Here is a 21,617-nt window from a genome sequence, read left to right as displayed (position 1 = left end):
TATATTCATCGATTAGGGAGGGAATTATAATGCATTGGTTTGTTCTAGTTATCCTCTTTTTAGGATTCTTAATTAACTTTGCTGACAAGAGTGTTGTTGGGCTTGCTCCTGAACTTTTAATGGGAGATTTGGGTTTGAATTATGCACAATGGGGGGTTATTGGAAGTAGTTTTTTCTGGATCTTTCCCGTAGCTGCGGTTTTCGTAGGGGCTCTTACCGATAAAATCTCTCCCAAGAAAATGATAGCCTTCATGCTTTTAGCATGGACACTTCTCCAGTTTAGTGGCTATATAATCGGAGGTTTTGCATCATTTCTTCTGTATCGTATTTTTCTTGGCTTAGCTGAAGGTGGGTATGCTCCGGCATCTCTTAGACTTTTGTTTGCTTATTTCCCCCCAGCCATGCGGGCACGGGTTACCACCATTTTTACCGCAGGTTCAACGGTTGGAGCTTATGCGGTTGCTCCTTTGATTGTACTCCTACTCCAAATGGTAGGTTGGAGACATACGTTTGCAATTTTGGGATTATTCAGTTTTGTTCTGTTGGTAGTGTGGGTTACTGTAGTTCCTAAAAAAAGTCCAGAACTAGCAGAACTAGCAGTTAAGTCCGACTTTGTTCCAAAAAAGAAAGTAACTTGGTCGGAATTATACCCAGTTTTGTTGTCACGAACTAGTATATTCACTTTATTTGTTGCATTTGGATTCTTTTGTCTATCGAGTTGGATGCAGATTTGGATGCCTTTATACTTTCTAAAAGTGCTTCAAGTATCGGAAATGGGAATGGCGTACGCCACATTGACAGTCGGAGGAACATCGCTGATTGTGTCGCTATCCATGGCAACTATCTCTGATCGTATATTTAAAAATACAAAAAGCATACGTGCGGGACGGGTGAAGGTAACAGGGATTGGAATGTTTCTAGCTGGCTTGCTTATTGGCTCACTTTATTTTACCCAATCGGTGGCGTGGGCTATTATCGGAATAACATTGGCGTATGGATTTAGCTACCTTATTGTTTCAACATCCCATATCATTATGTGCAATCAGCTTCCCGAACGCACATCCACTATTTCTGGAACGATTGTCGCCTTTCAGAACGTCGCAGCAGCTTTATGCTCGTTGGCCACTGGATTCATTATCCAATCCACTGGAAGTGATAATGTTGCTCAAGGGTTTCAGTATTCATTTCTGATGATTTCTTCAATTATGGTAGTAGTTGCAATCCTATTTATGATCTTTGTTCATCCTGATCGGAAAGAGGAAAAATCCAAATCTGTTGATATGGAAGAGGCAGTGTCAAGTACTTAAGGAACATGGACTTGATGTCTGCAAAAGAAATCAGTTAGGGGGAAGCGTAATGGGTTTTGAAGAAAAAGTCGTATTAATCACAGGGGCTGCGGGGGGAATTGGAAAGGAAACGGCTCGTTTATTTGCTAAACATGGAGCGAAACTGGCGTTAGTAGATTTGAATCCCAAAGCACTAGAATCTCTAGCTAAGGAACTAGAGCTAGAGGATTATTTGCTTCAAACCGCAGATGTGACAAGTGAAGAGCAAGTAAAGAATTTTGTTCAGCAAACTAAAAAGAAATACGGGAAAATTGATGTTTTCTTTAATAATGCGGGAATTGAAGGAAAGAGGGCTTCTATTATAGAAACTTCTTCCGAAGATTTTGATAAGGTGCTGAATGTCAATATAAAAGGTGTCTTTTTGGGTTTAAAGCATGTTTTGGCAATCATGATGGAGCAAAGATCAGGAAGTATCATTAATATGGCATCCATTACGGGGTTAAGAGGCTCCGTCGGCTTGGCTCCCTATTCTGCCTCAAAACATGCAGTGATCGGATTGACCAAAACAGCATCTATAGAATCAGCAGAAACTGGGGTTCGCGTGAATGCAATCTGCCCTGGCTATGTCGACACCCGGATGATGCAGGCCATTGAGGAGAGTATAGCACCAGATCATGCAAAACTGGTGAGAGAAAAAACTTTGGCGAAGGTACCGATGAAGCGTTATGCTCGGCCCGAGGAAATTGCAGAACTTGTTTTGTTTTTAGCCTCAGATAATGCTTCTTTCATCACAGGAAGCCATTATGTCATTGATGGAGGGCTTCTGGCATAATAAGATCGTGTGAAACAGCAGTCGATATGCTACTTTTCAAAAAATCTATTAGGCTAAAACTACCTTTACTTTAAGGTATACAAGCACTGTTCACCTGTCGAGTGACAATAAAGTTATTTCATTTACAATAAAGTCGTTTGAAAAATAATAAAGTTGTTTAAAAATGACCGTAGAAACCTGCATTACACCGTTTTTTAAACAACTTTATTTTCGAAAAGAGCGTCATGTATTCCCTGTGAAAACGTAAAATGAAACAACTTTATGATAAGAATCAAGACTGTTTATCACATAAGAATGCACCTTTAGCAACTTATTTTTAAATGACTATATTTTCATTACACAGGCGCGATTATGGAACAACATAGATAGAAATTGATCAAACTTTTTTATAAAACCCAAATTTAAATTTGCTAGAGAAGAATTCATTTTAATCAATCTTTTTTCAAAATGGATTCTTTTCTTTTGCCGTAAAATATAGGTTTGTCGAACGCTTTTGATCAAACTTTATTTCAAAGCAACATCTATAATATGTAAGCTTATACGAAAAGGCATCTCCTTAATCTGTATCAACAATCAAGGAGATGCATATATTTTTTGTTTTGTCTTAATGGTGATGCACTTTGAATAATTCATTCGTTGTTTTACGGATCAGGCTTGGGAGAATGCCAAATGAATAAGGTTTAAAAACTCTTTCTGTCCATTTATGACCGTCTTTCCCGTAAACACCCATTGTCACAGAAGGAATGTTTAATGCTCTTATTCTTTCAAACGGTACAGGATACAGTGTCTCCCATTCTGGAAAATTACCAAGCAATTCATACAGTTCTTTTTCGGTAGCATGAATAGATAGGAAGCTACCATCCGCTAAATAAGGGAAAAATCTTTTAACTTCAAATTGTTCACCTGTTTCACTCGCAACTTCATCGACAACTTTTGTAATGGTTTGCTTTAGTAATTGGTCGCGCTCCACATTTTCTTTAAAATAATTATGAGGTAAGAAAGGAGGAGCGAAAAATAAAATGACACGAGGTCTATACTCTGGATCTGCTTTTTGCAGTGCATTCACGATGGCAAATGCTTGATGACGAGATTCCTGTCCAACATTTTTTTCTAAAACTTCTTTAATAATTAATTCCGTATTTATGCCTTTTTGATTTAAATAGGCAATAAATTCATGGTAAGTCACAACTTCTAGATGCCATGATAAATCGCTCTTTGGTACTTTTGAGAACTCAACATATTTTTCATATTGTTGTTGCAAATATTGCTCTGCTTCTAAACAAACTTGCTGTGTTACAGTCTTAAGCTTATTGATAACTTGATTTGGTGTTTCTTCATATAAAAAATAATTAAAATAAATATGGCTTGCAGAAGCGGTTTGAACAGTATACGTTTCCTTTGTATCACGTTGGTGTAAGCAAGTAGGAGGTAGGATTGTTTCTCCTTCAATTTGCTTAGTTAATTCAAAGTTATTATGAATACGTTCAGTAATTTTAGCTGCAATATAGTTTGGATCAATACCACTTAACGTATCTCCCACATGTACTTCACGACCATAGATATGGAAGGAAGGAAGAAGCTTGCCTGCAACGCCTGTATATATATAACGATGCGGGTCATTTCTGTATAAAGGTGTCGTAAAGTCAGTATTGATAGCCATTAGAAAATCTAAATTTTCTTCTATTTTTAAGCGACTCAGCTCATCTAAAGCATCAATAATGCCATCATGCTCAGATTCTTCTCCGCCATTTAAAATCAGTAATAAGTTACCATCTAGTTCTTCAAGATGATTGGAGAAATAAAGAATGTTGGCAATATGTACAGCTGCGCCACTTTTCATATCAACAGCACCACGTCCAAACATCCAATCACCGCTGAGTGCATCCTTTTGTACATCTTTATTTCCATTGTAAGTTTTAAAGAATTCCTCAAGATGTTGTGGTGACAATGCATATTCCTTTGAATTTCCATAGTCTTCTATATCCACTGTGTCAAGATGTGAGTGGTAAATAATTGTTTTTGTTGTTTCTTTTGGACTTTTGACGCATGCAAAAAGATTCTTACGTCCGATTGGGTCATTTTTAACATCAGTTGTCCACAATAATGAAGGGTTTTTTTGATAGTAAGGGAACGTCTGCATCGTATCATAAACAAATTCGATAATTTTCCCTTCACCTGCTGTACCATTAATGCTATTGATGTTTACTAGACTGATTGTGAGTTTTTCAATTTGATGTTCGATTGGTAATTGACTGAGTTGTTGATGCATGAATATTACCCCTTTTTTTGTTCACTAGATATCTGTTGAAATAATCATCGGTAATCATTTTTACTTCTTTGCTTAAGAATAAAATAGCAATCATATTAGGAACAACGACCACTGCTAATAATAGATCAAGGAACTTCCAAATAAATTGTAAGCCACCAATTGAACCAACGACAATAGCTCCTAAGTATACGAAACGCATAAATAATGCAAATTTGCTACCAAATAAAAACTCGGCTTGTTTTTCGCCATAAAAAGCAATAACGAGTATGGTAGTAATAACAAGCGTAAACAGTACAACGGATACAAATATACCTGCAAATGTTTCTCCAAATACAGGAGAAAAAGCTTTTGTTATCATTAATACAGCATTATCAGCACTTAATTCTTTCCAAGCACCAGAAGCGAGAACGACAAGAGCTGTCATTGTTGAGACAATCAGTGTGTCTACAATTACTTCAAATGCTCCCCAGAAACCTTGTTTAGCAGGATGTACATTTTGTGCAGTCGCATGTGCAATAGGTGCAGTACCCATACCTGCTTCGTTAGAATATAGTCCCCTTGCTAATCCCCAACGAATCGCTTGAGCTATTCCTGCTCCAGCAAAACCACCTGCTGCAGCGATTGGCTGGAATGCAGATGTGAAAATTAAACTAATTGCCTCAGGTATTTCTTTGAAGTAGTAAATAAGAGTAATTACGACTCCAATCATATAAAAAGCAACCATAAATGGAACAAATTTTTCTGTTTTACTTCCGATAGATTTAATACCGCCGGAAACGCTAAGGTATACAATAATAAGCAGGCCAATACCTACGACAATAGCTGGAATCGAAAATGATCCTGAAATAGATTGAGTAATCGAGTTTGTTTGGACCATTATACTTGCAACAATTTCGATCATTAAGGCAAAAGAAAAGAATATAGCTACTTTCTTCCATTTTAATCCGTTTTTCATATAATACATTGGGCCACCAACGTATTCGCCTTGTTTATTCTTTTCCCGATATTTCATTCCAAGAACAACTTCGGAATATTTAGTCGCTATGCCGAAAATGGCTACAACCCACATCCAAAAAACTGCCCCTGGACCACCAAGTGCAATAGCTACAGGAACACCAACTAAATTTGCCGCACCGAGTGTAGATGCAAGAGCACTGGTAGTAGCTTGAAAAGGAGTAACAGTCCCTTCACCTTCGTTATTTTTCTTAAAAATTTTTCCGAAAGTCTCACTTAGGATATGAGGTAGTTTTACAAATTGTAAAAATCCTAAACGTATTGTAAAAAAGATTCCTCCAAAAACAAGAAGGGTCATCATCGGTATACCCCAAATAAAATCTGTAATCTTTGTCATCAAATCCAAATGTAAATCCCCCCATATCTCGTTGATTAAACCGTTTACATTTTTTCGCTATATGAAATTTAATTCATATAATGGAATATAATTTATCGTAAAGGAAAAATAATTAATTGTCAATTTGTATTCTTAGAAAGATTCACTCTATTCCATGAATTAATTGGAGAATATATCTATTTAAATAGGAAAAAGTTCGTTACAATAAATGAAGGGAGGAATAGCGATGATTCAGTCAATTGAGAGAGCAATGATGATCGTAAATGTACTAGCAAAGCATCCTAAACGATTTTTTTCTGTACAAGAAATTTTTAGTGAGACAGAATTACCAACTAGCACTATTTACCGATTATTATATACTTTAGAAACCTTTGATTTAGTGGAAAGAAATGAAGACAAAAAGGAGTTTCGATTAGGTTATACATGGCTTCAACTTGGATTGAAAATGTACCATGATACCGACATAAGAGAAAAAGCACATCCATTATTAGAGGTGCTTGCTCATAATGTTCGTGAAACAATATATTTAAACATTTCAAAGCAGTTTACCTCTATTATTATTGATCGAGTGGATAGCCCTAAAAATGTTCGTATTATAGATATGATTGGTGAAAAAATTCCTTATCCTATTGGAGCAGCAAATAAAGTACTACTTGCTTTTTCCAAGAGAGATGTTCAAATACAATTTTTGGGGACAGTAGATGAGCAAGATAGGAAAAAGCTAATCGAGCAGCTTGAGCAGATTAATGAAAAAGGGTACTCCATAAGCTTGGGTGAAAAAACAAAGGGAACTGTTTCAGTAGCTGCACCAGTGTTTGATTTAAATGGGGAACCGATTGCAGCTATTAGTGCAGAGTGTTTTGAATATGATACCGATGCTGAGAAATTAGAAAGTATAGCCAAACAAGTAACCAAAACAGCACATCAACTTTCTTATGAACTAGGGTATACGTAAACAGGTCTTTCTATTTTTTTGGAAAAGGTCTATTTTTGTTTTGTTACCTATTTCTTTCTTCCATTATTAACGACACCTACCTTTATTTGTTAATTTCATTAACATTAGTAGTGTAAAAAATACACCGTTAATTAGGAAGCCACTGAAAAAGTCCGTTTAAAGAGAAAAAGAAGCTAACGACCTACTATATATAGGCTGTTCGCTTCTTCTGTTGTCTTTATATTGATGAAAATCGGTTATGCTTTCAAAAACCTCCAGTTTTTCACTGCCCTCTTAATTAGGTGTTTTTTGATGACCTTTTATGAACCTTTTTTATGTCCAAAAGTTAAAACTCATGGACGAAGTCTAATCTCTTTGCTCCATTTTATTTTCAAGAATGGTATAACTGGGCAATCCGTTCTCAATTAGAACCAATGGTAAAGGTTGACCAGACGTTGAAAAAACATGAACAAGGAATATTAAGATGGTTCGTTTCAAAGATGACAACAAATGGCCTCCTTGAAGGCATTAACAGTCTAGTTCAAGCTGCAAAGCGTAAAGCTAGAGGATATAGAACAACCAAAAACTTTATCGCGATGGTCTATGCAACAGCTAATAAGTTAATTATTCGGGTAGAACCACATAAGCAAGGGTAGGTCCTTCTCAACCTATTAGAGTTGAGAAGGAGCTTATCCACTAACTCTAGCAAAGAAATCTTCCTTGCCAACACTAAACTTCGATGAACCATAAATCATTTATTTATTCTTCACCAGACTAATTTTCAATAGATTTATGAAACTTTCTAACTATTTTGCAGTTATAATCAAACCGTTTACAGCCTCCCTTCGTTTCCATTAATAGTACCGCTAAAAATCATGTGTGAAATGGAGGAAGAATCATGAAGAAGATTGTGTTCTTATCAGCTTTATTTCTCTTTGTCATTACGGCTGCCGGATTGTCAGCCTATGCAAAAATGGACCGTAAACCGGCGTCCCAGGCAACACCAAATTCCAGTCAGAGTGATCATGTCATCCGGGTGTACGGACCGGGCGGACCACTTGGACCAATCAAGGAAGCTGCTGAACATTTTTCAGCTGAAACGGGAATCAAGGTGGTAGTAACAGCCGGACCAGAGGGCAATTGGATCGGCCAGGCAAAGCAAGATGCAGATATTATTTTCGGTGGCTCCGAGTATATGCTGCAGGACTTCATCTTTAACCATCCCGAAATGATCGACACTAAATCACGAACGGAGCTTTACCCGCGTGCTGCAGGAATATTGGTGAGGAAAGGAAATCCTAAGAAGATTGAAAGCCTGGAGGATTTAACGAAAAATGGAGTAAAAATACTCGATGTGAATGGGGCTGGCCAGCTTGGCCTGTGGGAAGACATGGCAGGCAGAAAAGGGCTGATCGAAGGCATTTCCCAAAATATTAACCTTTCTGTAAAGTCGAGTGCCGAAGCCATTGAACGATGGAAATCGAATTCCAGCCTGGACGCCTGGATTACCTATGAATCATGGCATTACCGGCTCCAGGATGTGACCGACCTGGTCGAACTGCCTGAAGAAGAAAAGCTCTATCGTGGAACGCCGATCGCCCTGACGAAAATCACCGATCAGAAAAAAGAGGCACAGCAATTCATAGATTATTTAAAAACGGAAGAATCCCACCAAATCTTTCAAAAATGGGGCTGGAAGTAAGGACGAGCCTTAAATCAAAAAAAAATCGGAGTAAAATACATGAAAAAAGGAATTTTACCCTCGTGATACTTTCGATTATTTTTGCTTTGGCTGCCTGCGGAAAAAGCACTGAGGAAAGAACAGAGACGGATTAACCGATCAAGTAAATATGGATACCAAAAATAATGTCATTGAACATGATTGCGGCTTTGATATAAAGTCACGCTGTTTATAAAAAGTTGCACCGTTTTACCCCTTTGGATATGGTTATCTAAAGGGGTGTTTTTATTGTGAAAAGGAAAAAACATCTGAGTTGAAAGATCGATTAAGGAACTATTAAGTGAGTTATTTCTAAATTTAGAGTTCCTTACCTTGGCCAACTATATTTTCAAAATCAATAACTAATATTAAAAAGGGGTTTATTTATGAATATATTAGTAGCAGATTTATATAAAACATTTATGGACAAAAAATTAAAAGATCAAACTTTTTTGCTAGGTATTGATGGTTGTGGTGGAGCTGGGAAAAGCACTTTAGCTCAATCATTTAAAGAAGTAGGAGGGAATAATGTTACTATCATTCATATGGATGATTTCTATAAGCCATCAGCATTTAGAAAGCTAGTAAGTAATAAGGCAATTGGTGGAAATTGGGATAGTGAACGTGTAAAAAAACAAGTTCTTGAGCCACTAAGCAATAATGAGCAAACCAAATACCAAAGATATGATTGGGAGAAAGATATTATGGCTGAGTGGCATAATGTTCCTTCTGGCGGACTAGTGGTAATTGAGGGATGTTATTCATTAATAAAAACTCTAAACAACTATTATAATTTTAAAATTTGGGTTGATACTCCCGAAGAATTAAGACTTTCAAGAGGTATTGACCGTGATGGTGAAGAAAAGCGCCACTTATGGGAAGATTTATGGATGCCTGCTGAAGACCAATACATTAAAGAACAAAATCCAATGGGGACAGTTAACTTAATTATTGATGGAGCAGGTAAAGAGAGTGATATTAGAAATTTAGAACTCACCGCTTTAAAGACTCCTGACCTTGGATAAGAGGGGGAAATAATTATGAAAGTAATAATTTTAGATGTAGAAAGAGGCTAATCCCTCTTACCAACATTGTACCTAATTCAATGCTACTCGTTGCTAATAAGCCTTGTTTTAGAACATATCATTTTAAGGCTAAAAAATTCAGGAATAACAGAAAAGACCTAATTAGTCATATATATAAGAAAAACTGGCCTTATTTGAGGGATAATGAATGATGAAACAAATGAAATCGTATCTATTGGTATTACCACGCCCATAACCTCCTAATCTTATTATTCTACCAAAAAGAAAAAAACTGTGAAGTAAAAGCCGTACGCTCTTTTACTTACACAGTTTTTTTTATTACGCTCCCTAAATTTGTATAGCAAAAAAATAATATCTATTTATGCAGTTATTTATATTTGCTAAACATTTTCCGGACTACTTTTCTGAAAGGAAACATTCACTTGTATTCTAACTACCACTTTTCTATATTCACAAACGTATCATAAAAGGCAACATCGTTTTTTCCCATATCTGTACTTAAAATGCGAACCAATTGATTTACATTAACTTCGGATTGGGGATACCAGCCTTGGTAAATCAAAAGAACGTCTTTTGGTACTTTATCACTATATATAGCCATAATTTCAATAGTATCTTGAGCGTTAAAGATTTTTATGACTTCTCCATCAAGAATCCCCAGAGTTTTTGCAATTTCTGAATTAATTTCTATATATGCTTCTTCTTCAAAAAAATCAAGATAATGGAATTAGAGTCTAAGCGAAATATGAAACAAAATGTTGAGAGGATTTCTACCTATGTAGGAGTCCTCTTAATATAAAGAGATCATGGAAATACGAGATATTGTCAAAAAAATAATGTGCGCAAATAGGGGTAATCGTCAGGGAAATTTGCTTAGCGTTGTAATTCCGCATTTTCCAGATGCTACCCCTTATTATACTAAAACTTTATTGCAGGACTTCAAGGCAGAAGTAGAGGAAGCAGAAATTATAGAAAACTTGTTGGCGAGAAGCAGAAGAAGCTGAAGCGAGATTACAACAGGAAAAAATTTCAGGTGATGGAATAACTATTACATCATAAAGAGATTGGTAAAATATTTGTCCTGAAATGATCTATGGCTCGTTATACTATTTTTCTATATCCTGACTTTTGCAGCTAATTAGACGAAAAAACAGCCTTCATCCCTTTTTGAATAAGGGTTTGAGGCTGTTGTTTTTTTTCAAAAAAGCATAGCGAATTTTATCCTTTTTTGGTAGTAGCGATTATTTTTTTTATTTCACCAAGGGAACGAATTCTTTTCGAAAAATCAATTTGAAAAATGGACCCGATGTCATCAAGGAACTTATCAAAATAATCAAATAAATAGTAGTTTTGCTTCAAGTGTGTGTACTCCGCTTTCGCCAGACTTTCAAGTATTCGTCCAATACTGTACTTATGATCCAACTTATGTTCAATAATCCGGGCAATAGTAAGTGCGATGAAACAAGTCAGAAAATGTGCTTGTATATGTTCTTCTGTAGAAACAAAAACAGGACGTGCTTCCAGATCGCTTTTGGTTACACGAAAGGATTCCTCAATGCGCCATAACCCACGATACATGTCAATGATACGAACAACGCGCTCTTTATACTCACTTGTTACAATCGCGTAGTAACCGTCAAGAGCCTCCTCCGTCTGTAATTTTCCATGTCGAGTTCCGAGTCACGCTCTACTTCTCTCCAATTGAACTGGAATTTCTTTCTCCGTATTAGCCGGCTTTTTCGACCAATATGTAGCAAGGATCGGGCCGGATATATTGTGCCAAACCGATCCAACCACGCTAGGCAAGGCTGCTAATGGACCGAAATGGGCGGTAGCTAAGGCGACGCCCAAACCGGAGTTTTGCATACCAACTTCGATGGAAATGGCACGGCGAGTGCTTTCATCGAGACCAAGTACACGAGCAGTGATATAACCAAGCGATAGGCCTACCGCATTATGAAGCACGACAGCGATGAAAATAATTAATCCGGCAGACGCGAGCGTTTCCACATTGCCCGCAACAACGGCAGATACGATCATCATAATGGCAATTACCGAGATTAACGGAATGACATGGATGCTTTTATCGACAAAGCTTGGGACAAATTTTCTAACAGTGACGCCCAACACAATCGGAATAATGATAACTTGAATAATCGACATAAACATCGCCATTGGATCAACGGGCATCCATTGACCAGCTAGCCATAATAAAATAAATGGTGTAGCAACTGGTGCCAATAAAGTCGAAACAGAGGTCATCGCAATGGACAAAGGTACATTTCCTTTTGCAAGATACACCATCACATTCGAAGCGGTTCCTCCTGGGACTGATCCAAGTAAGACAAGTCCGGCGGCTAATTCCGCTGGTAAGTTCAGTAAATAAGCAATGGCAAATGCAGTGAGTGGCATAATCACAAATTGGGCACACACGCCGATAATGACAGGAAGCGGCTTTGTTAATATGATTTTGAAATCAACTGCTTTTAATGTTAGACCCATACCGAACATAACAACGCCTAATAAAATGGTAATATATCCTTGGAATACAAGAAAAGGAGCTGGAACGAAAAAAGAAACTAAGGCCGTTAAAATCACCCAAACCGCAAAATATTTTCCGGCAAGGGTACTGATTGTTTCTAAAAGTTTCATACATTCACCTCTTATGATTTCGTATTTAATATTTTATTAGGATTTAATAGAGTAAGAGGATCAAGCGCTTGTTTGATTTTTTCCATGACAAGCAAGGCCTTTCCATGTTCTTTCTCTTGATATTTCTGCTTGCCGACGCCAACACCATGTTCTCCAGTACAAGTGCCACCTCGTTCAATCGCATACATCACGATTTTTTCATTTAATTCATCGGCTTTTTTCTTCTCTTCCTCGTCATTCATATCAATCATTAACAGGACATGAAAATTACCATCACCCACATGTCCAACAATTCCTCCAATGAGCGCCAGCGCATCGAGCTCTTCCCTTGCATAACGAATTGCACCTGCTAATTCAGACATCGGCACACAGACATCGGTGACCATTAGCTTTTTCCCCAGATAACCATGAACATAGGCATAGGCTAAATTGTGGCGTGCTTCCCATAGCTGCACGCGAGCGGCATTGTCTGTTTCGAATTCAATTTCTTCACATTGAAATTCGGCAACAATTTCCCTCATAAAATCTACATCTTGCTTTAAGCCAGCCTCATTTCCATGAAACTCCAAAAATAATGTCGGCTGTTCCTTATACGAGGTGTCGCTATGAAGATTGACTTGCTTCATCGACGGTTCATCTACAAGCTCAACTCGGGCAATCGGAATCCCCGCTTGCAAAATAGCAACTACCGCTCCGACCGCATCATCGACCGTTGAAAAAGAGGCTCTGGCCGCCATAATAAATTCCGGAATTCCATAAACACGGAGCGTTAATTCAGTAAAGCAACCTAGCGTTCCCTCTGAACCAACAAACAGACTATTTAAATGATAGCCCGATGAAGATTTCGCTGCTAAATTACCTGTGTGAATCACGGTACCATCTGCTAGCACCACTTCTAGATCACGCACTTGATCACGCATCACACCATATTTGACTGAAGTGGTCCCGCTAGCATTCGTTGCGGCCATTCCTCCAAGCGTGGCATCGGCCCCTGGATCAACAGAAAAAAACAAGCCATGTTTTTTCAACTCTTTATTCAATTGCGAACGCGTTACACCAGGCTGCACACGAACAAGAAAATCTTCTGCTCTTACTTCTAATACTTTGTTCATCTGCGAAAAATCAATCGTTATGCCATGATCATATGGAATGACATGCCCTTCTAAGCTCGACCCCACTCCAAATGGTATGACTGGCACCTCATATTCAGTAGCGATTTTCATGACCGCACTCACTTGTTTCGACGATATTGGAAAAACGACCACATCCGGTGTGCTCGCCGCATGATAAGATTCATCTTTACTATGCTGTTCTAAAATCGTTTCATTTACTGATACTTGCTGATCAGAAAGAGCCACACGTAAAGCTCTGACCCATTCTTTTTTTGTATTCATTTTCATTTCCTCCATCGTCATATATAATCCGTTAAAGATCTAACCAAATTTAAATTGGTCCAACCTTTTTTCTATTGTACCAAATTATCTGAAAAGATCAATAATTAAAATACTTCTTAAAATTATTGTAAGATAAAATTAAGGGGGGAGACTTCGTGATTCCACAGCCAAAGAAAAAAACTTATCAAGTGATTGTTGATCAAATAAAAGAATATTTTTTAACAGAAGAATTAAAACCAGGGGATAAACTACCAACGGAAAGAGAATTAGCTAGCCGCTTCAATGTCAGCCGAACATCTGTAAGAGAAGCATTACGAAAACTGGAGAGCAAGGGAATCATTGAGATTAAACAAGGCAGTGGAAGCTTTATTAAAACATCGGAGTTTCAATTACTTGGCGAAGAACTGTCCACAACGATCATTCACGCGGAAAATAAACTCGTCTATGAAATGCTAGAGTTACGCCGTGCTCTTGAAGCAGAATGTGCCTTCTTAGCTTCTAAACGAGCGACCTCTGAAGACTTAGAAGCTATTCGCCACGCCATTGAAAAAATGAAAGCCGCTGAAAATGACGTCGAACTTGGATTAGAAGCCGATCTCAACTTCCATTTTAGTATCGTTCGTGCTTCCCATAACTCGATCTTTTTACAATTGGTCCAAACACTGAGCGAGCATATGCAAGACACGATTCGTGGCACGCGAAGACAGCGCCTAGCTGACCCTGAACGGCTTCAAGGCACCATTGAGGAACATAAAGAAATTTACATAGCGATTGCAGCTGAAGAAGCAGAACGAGCAAAACAGCTTATGGAGATACATATTACGCAAATTAGAAAAGAATTGGCGGAGTCACTGTTAAACCAGGAATGAGGTGCCAAATGAATCGAGGTTTATTTATTTTCATTTAATCGGGCGGACATGAGGTTGGGAAATGCTTACAATCCCGCTGATCTGTACGATAGGTTTTCGTTCGGTACATCTCTTCCTGCTGGCGGTAGAGTTCATTGCTGACGAGGAGTTGACGTAGTTGCCAATTTTAGGAATTAAGTACGACGGACAGGACAAGGAATGCTTCGATAGCGATTATCATCGCACGAAGGAAAAGCGATAGCTTTTACGAGGATGTCCTAGTCGGGCGAATGCCACAGGATAAGGAAAGCTTCGTCAGAGATACATCGCACGACCAAAAGAGAAACTTTTGGGAGGACGTGGCATATATGAGCGCGATAAGTGCAACTGCGCCTCTGTCTTCGCCTTTCCAAGGCTCGCCAATCGGCGAGTTTTCTTTATTTGCCTGAAGACTTTTTATTTTTTAATCAAACGTTTGATTAAAAGCAGGAAAAAGCTGATATCTATGATTAAAGTGGGGAAGAACTTAATTTCTTAAAGCTTCATTTACAGGAAATATTGAATATCTATAGACAGATAGTTGAATAGGATAGAACTATCTGTATATGAATAGATTGTGGTTTAGAAATTGTTAGACTTTAAGGGTTTTGTAAAGAAATTGTAAAAAATTTATAGAAGTGTTATTAGTCAAGTAATATGTAAAAAGAGGAGATAATTTATTGTTAAAATTTCAAAGGTCTTAAATGAAATCCGCATAGATGATCATTATGATTTTATTTCTTATTCTTATCGTATGTTCGTTTTTAATATTTTAATATAGGAGTTATTTTTATGGAAATCAATAAGAGGTGTTTGTATTTAGGAGCTACATGGACATTATTATTTGCTGCCTTGAGTTTCTATTGGGCAATGGGAGGGATGTTTGGTGTTAGATCCCTAGGAGGTTCAATTTATGAAATGGCATTAGATCCACCACAATCGTTTTTAGCAATTGTTTGGATGACTGGATTCATAAAATTGCTCGGAGTAGTATTGCTGATAATGCCGTTAATGAAATGGAGAAATTCTTGGATTCAAAAATCGCTCTATTTTACAATAAAAATTTGTGGACTATTACTTTTTTTATATGGTTTGTTCAATTTCATAACAATCTCCTTGAATGCAATTGGTATATTAAACTTTACATTAGATAGATACTCCGCCTTCTGGAGATTAGTTTTTTGGGAGCCTTACTGGATGCTCGGAGGTATATTTTACTTTTTTTCTATTAAAAAACTTCGGAATGTGGAATTACAAGATACAGTATCATCTAAACAATAATTAGGGGCGTAAATTCAAAAAACTACTATTGGATGCTGAATTTAATAGAAAGCTCAGGGTAACACTGAGCTTTCCATTCTATTAAAATTTTGAATCTCTTCTACAAAGATTCCCCATCTAATAAATCCTCAATCTCCCGGGCAAGCTTGAAATCCAATTCCGTCAATCCATTTTCACTCCAGGAGGTGAGGGAGACAATTACCATTTTGTATTGAATGTTGATAAAAGGGTGATGGTTTTCCTTTTCAGCAAGGGATGCTATTTGATTAACGAAAGCGATCCCGTCTAAGAATTCTTTGAATCGATAACGGCGTTCGATCCATTTGCTGTCGATCCTTTTCCACTTGGGCAGTGAAGCTAGTTGCAGGGATACTTCTTCTTCACTTAATCGTGTCATACGGTTACATTCCTCCGATCGAAGATGACATCTAATCCATTTTGAATTAGTCTGACGTATTGATCCTCTCCACTTAATTTTCCAAGCTGATCAAGTATTCGCTGTTTAAGTGATGATTCCCTGTCATGGTTTTCCAATAGTTCAAGGACTTCCAGCTGAAGAAGCCATTCTTCTGGGAATTCATCGAGAATTTTTCCTGCAATGCTATGGATGTGATGTCCATCAGGCAAATTTGTTTCCCGTATTAGCCTTACTTCTGCATATAATTCTTCAAGAGGAGTAAGAGCTTTCCCGTCTTTTTCATCGCATTCGTTTATTAAAGGTTCACCATGGAATGACAAGTAATCGGCCGCGGTTGGGCGCGCAGATATGACGTGGCTTCCCACAGCTAAATCATACGTACCCCAGGTTGGATGGAACAATACTTCATCCCTGTGTGTTACAAAGCATTCCTCTAAAGTGATCAAGACAAGTGAACCATGATGAAACACAAGGTCTGTCACATGACCAGAAACTTCAATACCACTTTCGAAAGTAATTTGCATCATCTTATTGATTTCAATGCCCAGTTTCTTCAGACTCTCTTCCGTTTGATCCTCTAACTGAATGCCTCCTTGAAGCTTTCCGATCGGTGCACCAAAGCCATCATAGTGCACATCGGTTCCGTGATGATCGAGCTGTCCATTTTGAATGGAAAGGGCACTAGGTCCAGATGTTTTAACATAAATGGCTTCTCCATTCGTATCTTTAATGATGTCACTGAATTGGCCTGTAATTTGAATTCCTGAATTGTACTCAATGTGAGCAATTTGGCTGGAAGCGATCGCTTTCTCAATGGCTTCTGTGCCGCCTTGACGAAAGGCCATTGTTTCACCGAATTTCGTTACTTCTTCAATTAATTGTTCAAAACTTTTGCAAACGAATAACTGGGTTTGCATGGATGTAACGTCATAGCTAGTCGCAATTGCGTCCTCGATTGTAAACGGTCGTTTTGTCACTTCGTTGGACAGGCAATGCTTGCTTTCCCCTACAGAGGATAGAAGACCGGCTCCAAATATTTTTGGCTGATGAAGATCACCAATCAGACCAAATTCAACCGTCCACCAAAAGATTCGGGAGATTTGTTCGGCTTCAGAAAGACCCTTTACCGCCAGCTGCTTTTCTTTCAATCTATTTTTGGCAGCTTCGATTTCGACCGCTGTTGATGTCGGACTCTCCATGACAATTGATAAATGCCTTGTCGCCTCAAATACCTCATGCTCTTCTTTTGTAGCAAAAGCATTGGCACCGATATTTCCGATTAATTTTACAAACTTAGAGTATGTTTCATCGAAAATAATCGGTGCATGACCTGCCGCTTCATGAAGAATATCGGGGGCAGGTGTGTATTCGATATTGGTCTTCTGACGGATATCCGTCGCGATCGGGAGGATGCCATGTGCCTGAAAATCAAAAAAGGCTGTCCCGGGAATCAACCCGTCAACAATGACGGCACCCCAGCCGATTTTTCCTAAATGTTCGTTCATTTCGCTCACTCTCGGAATACTTTCAATATTAATTCCTGATGATATTAATCCAGTCGTGAAGGCATCATGAGCAATACCTTCAAGAAAGTGATGATTCTGTCTCATTACATAACGCCAAACTGAATGATCAATGGGACTGTATGCATTGTAATGCTGCCTGGCTACAAATGGTCGTAAGTGTACTGGTATAGACTGTTTCATAATATTATTCTCCTTACATAGTGTTATTTTTATCTCTTAAACGCTTTTAAGCGCGAAAGTAAATGTATAAAAAAAATCCCTGCTGAATATTTAATTCAGCAGGGACGAGTTTACTCGCGGTACCACCCTGATTGTAAGCAAAGAACTTACCACTTAATAGAGTAACGGATAAACCGTCTTATTTCAGAAAAAGAAATAAGAAGCTCCAGAACCGTAATTCATGATCTCCTTTGTACTGGTTCGCAGCACCACCAGCTCTCTGCAACAGGGAAGATATCACTACTTCAATTCCTTCAAAGCATTTAAGTATAGATATGATGCTTTTTATCTTAAACGCTTTTAAGTATTAAAGTCAAGGGTGGATTTTTAAATTATATATTTCGAGTAATCTAACTTATGAATAGAATCACAATAGCTTGAAAAGGAATTAACCATGTTTAGCTAAGCAAAGAGTAAATCAAAAAGCTCCCTTTAAATTGCCAACGTACAAGTGCGTAACCAGCTAAAAGACTAGTGATAAGCTAAAGTCCTGTCATAAGGAGGGTATTGATAAAATGGGAAAAAAATAAACAATTTAATAAATGAAAAGATAAACGAAAAAGAGCTTGTCTATGCTTAGAATTATTTTTCAACTAGAATAATAGCACAATCATACTATTAAAAAAGTAGGTGTTTTTTGTAAAATAATGTCGATAATTCTTTAACATTCAAGTTTTTGTCCGATAAAAGGCTTATAGTTTTTTATCTAGGAGGACAATTAGTGAATATTAGTGAAGTCATTAGCAAATTAAATGAAAGTATAGATGAACTTGATTTAGTATCCTCAAGAAGATACATCGAACAAAATATCGACATATTAAATAATAATAAAAGTCTACTAAAAAGTAATGCCAGAGTACTATTAGACTTTTTTACAAACATTTTAGAGACAGGAGTAAAACCCCTTAATAGACAGGAATTAAGTACAATTCATTCAGTTAATACTTATGCATCTCGCTTTGATTTACGGGGTTTAAAGCTTTTTATTAAAGGAAAAGAAAACTTACTTTTAAGAGCAGATGCTGTTCAATACTTAAATGCAGATGCTAAGATTATTTTAGAAGGAATGGGAGCAATTGAGAAAAACGGCCAATGCGTTCCTGTTCCTAAAGTGTAATACTTAATTTTTTTAGTGAAAAAAAATTGCTTTGAATGACTAGCTTGATCATTAAGCTTGCGAAATGAAAAAAAAATAACCTGCTCCCTGTATTTTGGGGTGGCAGGTTATTTTTTTTTATTGGCCGGAGTAATTTAAGAATTTCTTAAGAATCGATTAAGAAATAAGTGAGTTTTAGGAACTAGAATAAACTTATCTTAACAGTGAGGGGAGAAGAAATGATAAAACTTATTAAATTGGAATTGAGAAGTAACAGCATCAGCACCTATTTAGTTGCCAGCATGATGATTGCTATAGTCATGTTAGGTTTCCTTTATCTTTTTGCCTATGCGCCAAAGCTGGATCCAAACGATAAAGATTTAGAAGTTTTATTGGGTTATAGCAATCTTATTCCTTTGTTTGGGGTATTAAATATGACGGCTTTTTGCGTATTATCGGCTGTTATGTCTTCTAAATTTATAATCGAGGATTATTCCGGAAATAGACCGATTTTACATTTTTTATATCCGGTAAGCAGAAAAAAGATCTTATTTTCAAAATTAAGTGTTGTTGGTCTGTTTACGATTTTTTCAATGATTATCAGTAATCTTATTATTTTCTTGATATTTGGTATAACAGAAAAATTTATGCATCTTATAAGTGGAGACTTTACTGTTTCTATCATGCTGCAAGCTATAAAGATTACAGTCGTCTTGGCCTTTACAGCCGCCTGTATAGGAATGATTGCAACGGGCATCGGATTTATTAAGAAATCAGTTCCCACTACCATTATTTCGGCTGTTCTTTTGGCTTCGTTAATATGCAATATTGTGGTAAGTACAGCTTCAAATCTGACGGTTATTTATATAGTCTTCTTAATGATAATGTTTATCGGAATACTCTTTTCGATCAATCTGAAAAACAAAGTCAATCTTATGGAGGTAGAATAAATGGAACAAAGATTTGAAAATGCTATTGATAATGCACTTGAAAGCATTTCACCGCAGCTTAATTTTGTGAATGTTGGTTTCGGAATTGTGCTTGTCATATTCGGAATTGTCCTCTATTTCTCTGGCCAGCGTACAAAAGGGAAAAGTGGCAAAACTAATGCTGGTTTAATTTGTGCGGCAATTGGTATATTCGGTGTTGTGAATGGAATTATCCGAATGTTCTAAAGCAAAATATTTAACCTAACAGTAAGAAATAAATCGAACTAATAAGTTGTTTATATTCACTATGGAAAGTATAAAGGAGGTACTACTTTAATTGGAATATCTCTTTTTAAAGTTCATTATCATAATTGTTTTTAAATTTTTTATATGGCTGCTACTTCTCATGGATACCGTGCATTTTCTATTTAAGAAAATCATCAATCTTTTTTAAAAAAGGAAGCCGATATCCAAATAAAATGAGTGTGGGCTTTTTCAAAATAAGGGAGGAATTTTTTATATAAAAAGAAGGGAACATTCGTATTTAAGTAGAATGAAATACTTAAATAAAAGGAGGATGATCTCGTTGGAAAGAAGAGCTTTACTGGTATCCTCATTACCAAATTGTCATGATGAAATCGGACGATGGCTATGGTGTTTAGAAGATGTTCGTCGAACCCTTATAACAAAATTGACTGGAATCAGCCAAAGTATACTCGACACAAAAATGGATGAAAGACAAACAATTGGATCACTGTTATATCATATTGCATTAATCGAGGCAGATTGGTTATACGAAGAAATCCTTTGTTCTGAATGGGATCCAGAAATTCGTTCACTGTTTCCATTAGAAGACCGTCCAGAAGACGGCTCTTTGACTCATTTTGAGGGACAAAGCTTAGAAGAACATTTTTACCGCCTTAATAAGGTGCGCGAAGTATTTCTTTCCCACACTCGTTCAATGGACCTAACGGATTGGCGTAAACCGAGGGTACTTGAACATTATGACGTTACACCTGAATGGGTTGTTTACCATTTAATTGAGCATGAATCACATCATCGAGGACAGATTTTCCAATTGCTTAGGGAATTATTGAATGATTAAGAGAAATTCGAGGTAGTTCTTTTAATGACAAGGAGGAGCAAGCTAATGGAAAAGAACCGCGCTAAGAAAATGTACGATTACCACGTTTGGGCTAACAAAAAAGTGTTCGAGCATTTGAAGCAATTACCTGATAGGATTTATAACGAGACGGTTAATAGTGTTTTCTCATCGATCTCAGATGTTATGATTCACCTATATGCCACTGACATTACCTGGTTGGAGACGATGAAGGGAAGTAGCTACCATGATACTGTTAGAGAAGTTCAGCGTCGAAAGCTAGAAGCATCAGGAGCATCGTTAGATGAACTTGAAGCGTTCTATCATTCTCTTTCAGAGGAATACTACCGTTTTTTTGTGGAGCAGCAGGATCCAGAACGAATCATCATTACTGAGCATCCTCAATATGGTCGCAGTGAGTTCGTACTTGCCGATCTCATTCACCATGTAGTGAATCACGGAACCTATCATCGCGGAAATGTGACAGCGATGCTGCATCAACAAGGTGAAAGAGGCGTACCTACGGATTATGTATATTTTCTTTTTAAATGATAGCATTATTAAGAATTGAAGGATATATATGGTAAATGATAGAATCCATTTTTTGATCAATCTTTTTTTCAAAATGGATTCTTTTTTGTTCGGAAACTCCGTTTTAAACAAATACTCTTCTAG

18 protein-coding genes, 3 pseudogenes and 1 other annotated feature are annotated in these 21,617 nt (G+C 37.2%); of the genes and pseudogenes, 13 read left to right on the top strand and 8 right to left on the bottom strand.

The window, feature by feature from the left end:
* The first annotated feature begins 29 nt into the window (after positions 1 to 29).
* Positions 30 to 1,307 carry an MFS transporter gene (locus KHA94_RS21995; protein WP_213104257.1) on the top strand — a complete coding sequence of 426 codons (1,278 nt, stop codon included), beginning with the start codon at positions 30 to 32 and terminating at the stop codon, positions 1,305 to 1,307.
* 49 nt (positions 1,308 to 1,356) lie between these two features.
* Positions 1,357 to 2,118, top strand: coding sequence for an SDR family NAD(P)-dependent oxidoreductase (locus KHA94_RS21990; protein ID WP_213104256.1), 762 nt, complete (start codon positions 1,357 to 1,359; stop codon positions 2,116 to 2,118).
* Positions 2,119 to 2,722: 604 nt separating this feature from the next.
* Here the strand turns inward: KHA94_RS21990 and KHA94_RS21985 are convergent.
* Both KHA94_RS21985 and KHA94_RS21980 read right to left on the bottom strand, forming a co-directional pair.
* The gene (locus KHA94_RS21985) at positions 2,723 to 4,387 is read right to left on the bottom strand and encodes a M20/M25/M40 family metallo-hydrolase (RefSeq protein WP_213104255.1); all 1,665 of its coding nucleotides are present in this window, start codon (positions 4,385 to 4,387) and stop codon (positions 2,723 to 2,725) included.
* Positions 4,344 to 5,738 carry an alanine/glycine:cation symporter family protein gene (locus KHA94_RS21980; protein WP_213104339.1) on the bottom strand — a complete coding sequence of 465 codons (1,395 nt, stop codon included), beginning with the start codon at positions 5,736 to 5,738 and terminating at the stop codon, positions 4,344 to 4,346. Before KHA94_RS21980 ends, KHA94_RS21985 begins: the two co-directional genes overlap by 44 nt.
* 226 nt (positions 5,739 to 5,964) lie before the next feature.
* Here KHA94_RS21980 and KHA94_RS21975 point away from each other — a divergent pair, with 226 nt between their 5' ends.
* The 4 genes and pseudogenes from KHA94_RS21975 (at position 5,965) to KHA94_RS21960 (ending at position 9,417) form a co-directional block, all read left to right on the top strand.
* Positions 5,965 to 6,693 carry an IclR family transcriptional regulator gene (locus KHA94_RS21975; protein ID WP_213104254.1) on the top strand — a complete coding sequence of 243 codons (729 nt, stop codon included), beginning with the start codon at positions 5,965 to 5,967 and terminating at the stop codon, positions 6,691 to 6,693.
* Positions 6,694 to 7,049: 356 nt separating this feature from the next.
* Positions 7,050 to 7,328 (top strand): annotated as a pseudogene (locus KHA94_RS21970) (transposase); the annotation flags it as partial.
* A 242-nt stretch (positions 7,329 to 7,570) separates the two neighbouring features.
* Positions 7,571 to 8,374 carry an extracellular solute-binding protein gene (locus tag KHA94_RS21965; RefSeq protein WP_213104253.1) on the top strand — a complete coding sequence of 268 codons (804 nt, stop codon included), beginning with the start codon at positions 7,571 to 7,573 and terminating at the stop codon, positions 8,372 to 8,374.
* 404 nt (positions 8,375 to 8,778) lie between these two features.
* Positions 8,779 to 9,417, top strand: coding sequence for a uridine kinase family protein (locus KHA94_RS21960; protein WP_249365682.1), 639 nt, complete (start codon positions 8,779 to 8,781; stop codon positions 9,415 to 9,417).
* A gap of 454 nt (positions 9,418 to 9,871) precedes the next feature.
* On the opposite strand, the pseudogene KHA94_RS26730 reads toward KHA94_RS21960, so the two are convergent.
* From KHA94_RS26730 to KHA94_RS21940, 4 genes and pseudogenes are all read right to left on the bottom strand, one after another.
* Positions 9,872 to 10,132, bottom strand: a pseudogene (locus KHA94_RS26730) (molybdopterin dinucleotide binding domain-containing protein); the annotation flags it as partial.
* Positions 10,133 to 10,656: 524 nt separating this feature from the next.
* Positions 10,657 to 11,100: pseudogene (locus tag KHA94_RS21950) on the bottom strand (IS1634 family transposase); the annotation flags it as partial.
* Between the two features lie 18 nt (positions 11,101 to 11,118).
* Positions 11,119 to 12,090, bottom strand: a complete 972-nt coding sequence (locus tag KHA94_RS21945) for a bile acid:sodium symporter family protein (RefSeq protein WP_213104252.1) — start codon at positions 12,088 to 12,090, stop codon at positions 11,119 to 11,121.
* An 11-nt stretch (positions 12,091 to 12,101) separates the two neighbouring features.
* Positions 12,102 to 13,484, bottom strand: a complete 1,383-nt coding sequence (locus tag KHA94_RS21940; RefSeq protein ID WP_420828184.1) for an FAD-binding oxidoreductase — start codon at positions 13,482 to 13,484, stop codon at positions 12,102 to 12,104.
* A 155-nt stretch (positions 13,485 to 13,639) separates the two neighbouring features.
* Here KHA94_RS21940 and KHA94_RS21935 point away from each other — a divergent pair, with 155 nt between their 5' ends.
* Together KHA94_RS21935 and KHA94_RS21930 are read left to right on the top strand one after the other, a co-directional pair.
* Positions 13,640 to 14,353, top strand: coding sequence for a FadR/GntR family transcriptional regulator (locus KHA94_RS21935; RefSeq protein WP_338030857.1), 714 nt, complete (start codon positions 13,640 to 13,642; stop codon positions 14,351 to 14,353).
* Between the two features lie 810 nt (positions 14,354 to 15,163).
* Positions 15,164 to 15,652, top strand: a complete 489-nt coding sequence (locus tag KHA94_RS21930; RefSeq protein ID WP_213104250.1) for a DUF3995 domain-containing protein — start codon at positions 15,164 to 15,166, stop codon at positions 15,650 to 15,652.
* A gap of 100 nt (positions 15,653 to 15,752) precedes the next feature.
* On the opposite strand, the gene KHA94_RS21925 is transcribed toward KHA94_RS21930, so the two are convergent.
* Together KHA94_RS21925 and KHA94_RS21920 are read right to left on the bottom strand one after the other, a co-directional pair.
* Positions 15,753 to 16,049, bottom strand: coding sequence for a 4a-hydroxytetrahydrobiopterin dehydratase (locus KHA94_RS21925; RefSeq protein ID WP_213104249.1), 297 nt, complete (start codon positions 16,047 to 16,049; stop codon positions 15,753 to 15,755).
* Positions 16,046 to 17,776 (bottom strand): aromatic amino acid hydroxylase, encoded by a 1,731-nt coding sequence (locus KHA94_RS21920; protein WP_213104248.1) that lies wholly within the window; start codon positions 17,774 to 17,776, stop codon positions 16,046 to 16,048. The genes KHA94_RS21925 and KHA94_RS21920 overlap by 4 nt, the downstream gene beginning before the upstream one ends.
* A gap of 97 nt (positions 17,777 to 17,873) precedes the next feature.
* Positions 17,874 to 18,082: a binding site (T-box leader), on the bottom strand.
* Between the two features lie 454 nt (positions 18,083 to 18,536).
* Between KHA94_RS21920 and KHA94_RS21915 the strand changes: the two genes are divergently transcribed.
* The 5 genes from KHA94_RS21915 to KHA94_RS21895 all read left to right on the top strand — a co-directional run bounded on the left by KHA94_RS21915 (position 18,537) and on the right by KHA94_RS21895 (position 21,494).
* Complete coding sequence (locus KHA94_RS21915) at positions 18,537 to 18,932, top strand: hypothetical protein (RefSeq protein ID WP_213104247.1); 396 nt, start codon at positions 18,537 to 18,539, stop codon at positions 18,930 to 18,932.
* A 218-nt stretch (positions 18,933 to 19,150) separates the two neighbouring features.
* Complete coding sequence (locus tag KHA94_RS21910; protein WP_213104246.1) at positions 19,151 to 19,861, top strand: ABC transporter permease; 711 nt, start codon at positions 19,151 to 19,153, stop codon at positions 19,859 to 19,861.
* Positions 19,862 to 20,086 (top strand): hypothetical protein, encoded by a 225-nt coding sequence (locus KHA94_RS21905; RefSeq protein ID WP_213104245.1) that lies wholly within the window; start codon positions 19,862 to 19,864, stop codon positions 20,084 to 20,086.
* 340 nt (positions 20,087 to 20,426) lie between these two features.
* Positions 20,427 to 20,945 (top strand): DinB family protein, encoded by a 519-nt coding sequence (locus tag KHA94_RS21900; protein ID WP_213104244.1) that lies wholly within the window; start codon positions 20,427 to 20,429, stop codon positions 20,943 to 20,945.
* Positions 20,946 to 20,990: 45 nt separating this feature from the next.
* Positions 20,991 to 21,494, top strand: a complete 504-nt coding sequence (locus tag KHA94_RS21895; protein WP_213104243.1) for a DinB family protein — start codon at positions 20,991 to 20,993, stop codon at positions 21,492 to 21,494.
* Positions 21,495 to 21,617 lie beyond the last annotated feature (123 nt).

It is taken from the genome of Cytobacillus citreus, assembly GCF_018343665.1.
GTDB classification, from domain to species: domain Bacteria; phylum Bacillota; class Bacilli; order Bacillales; family Cytobacillaceae; genus Cytobacillus; species Cytobacillus citreus.
This window is presented reverse-complemented; position numbering and strand designations above follow the sequence as displayed.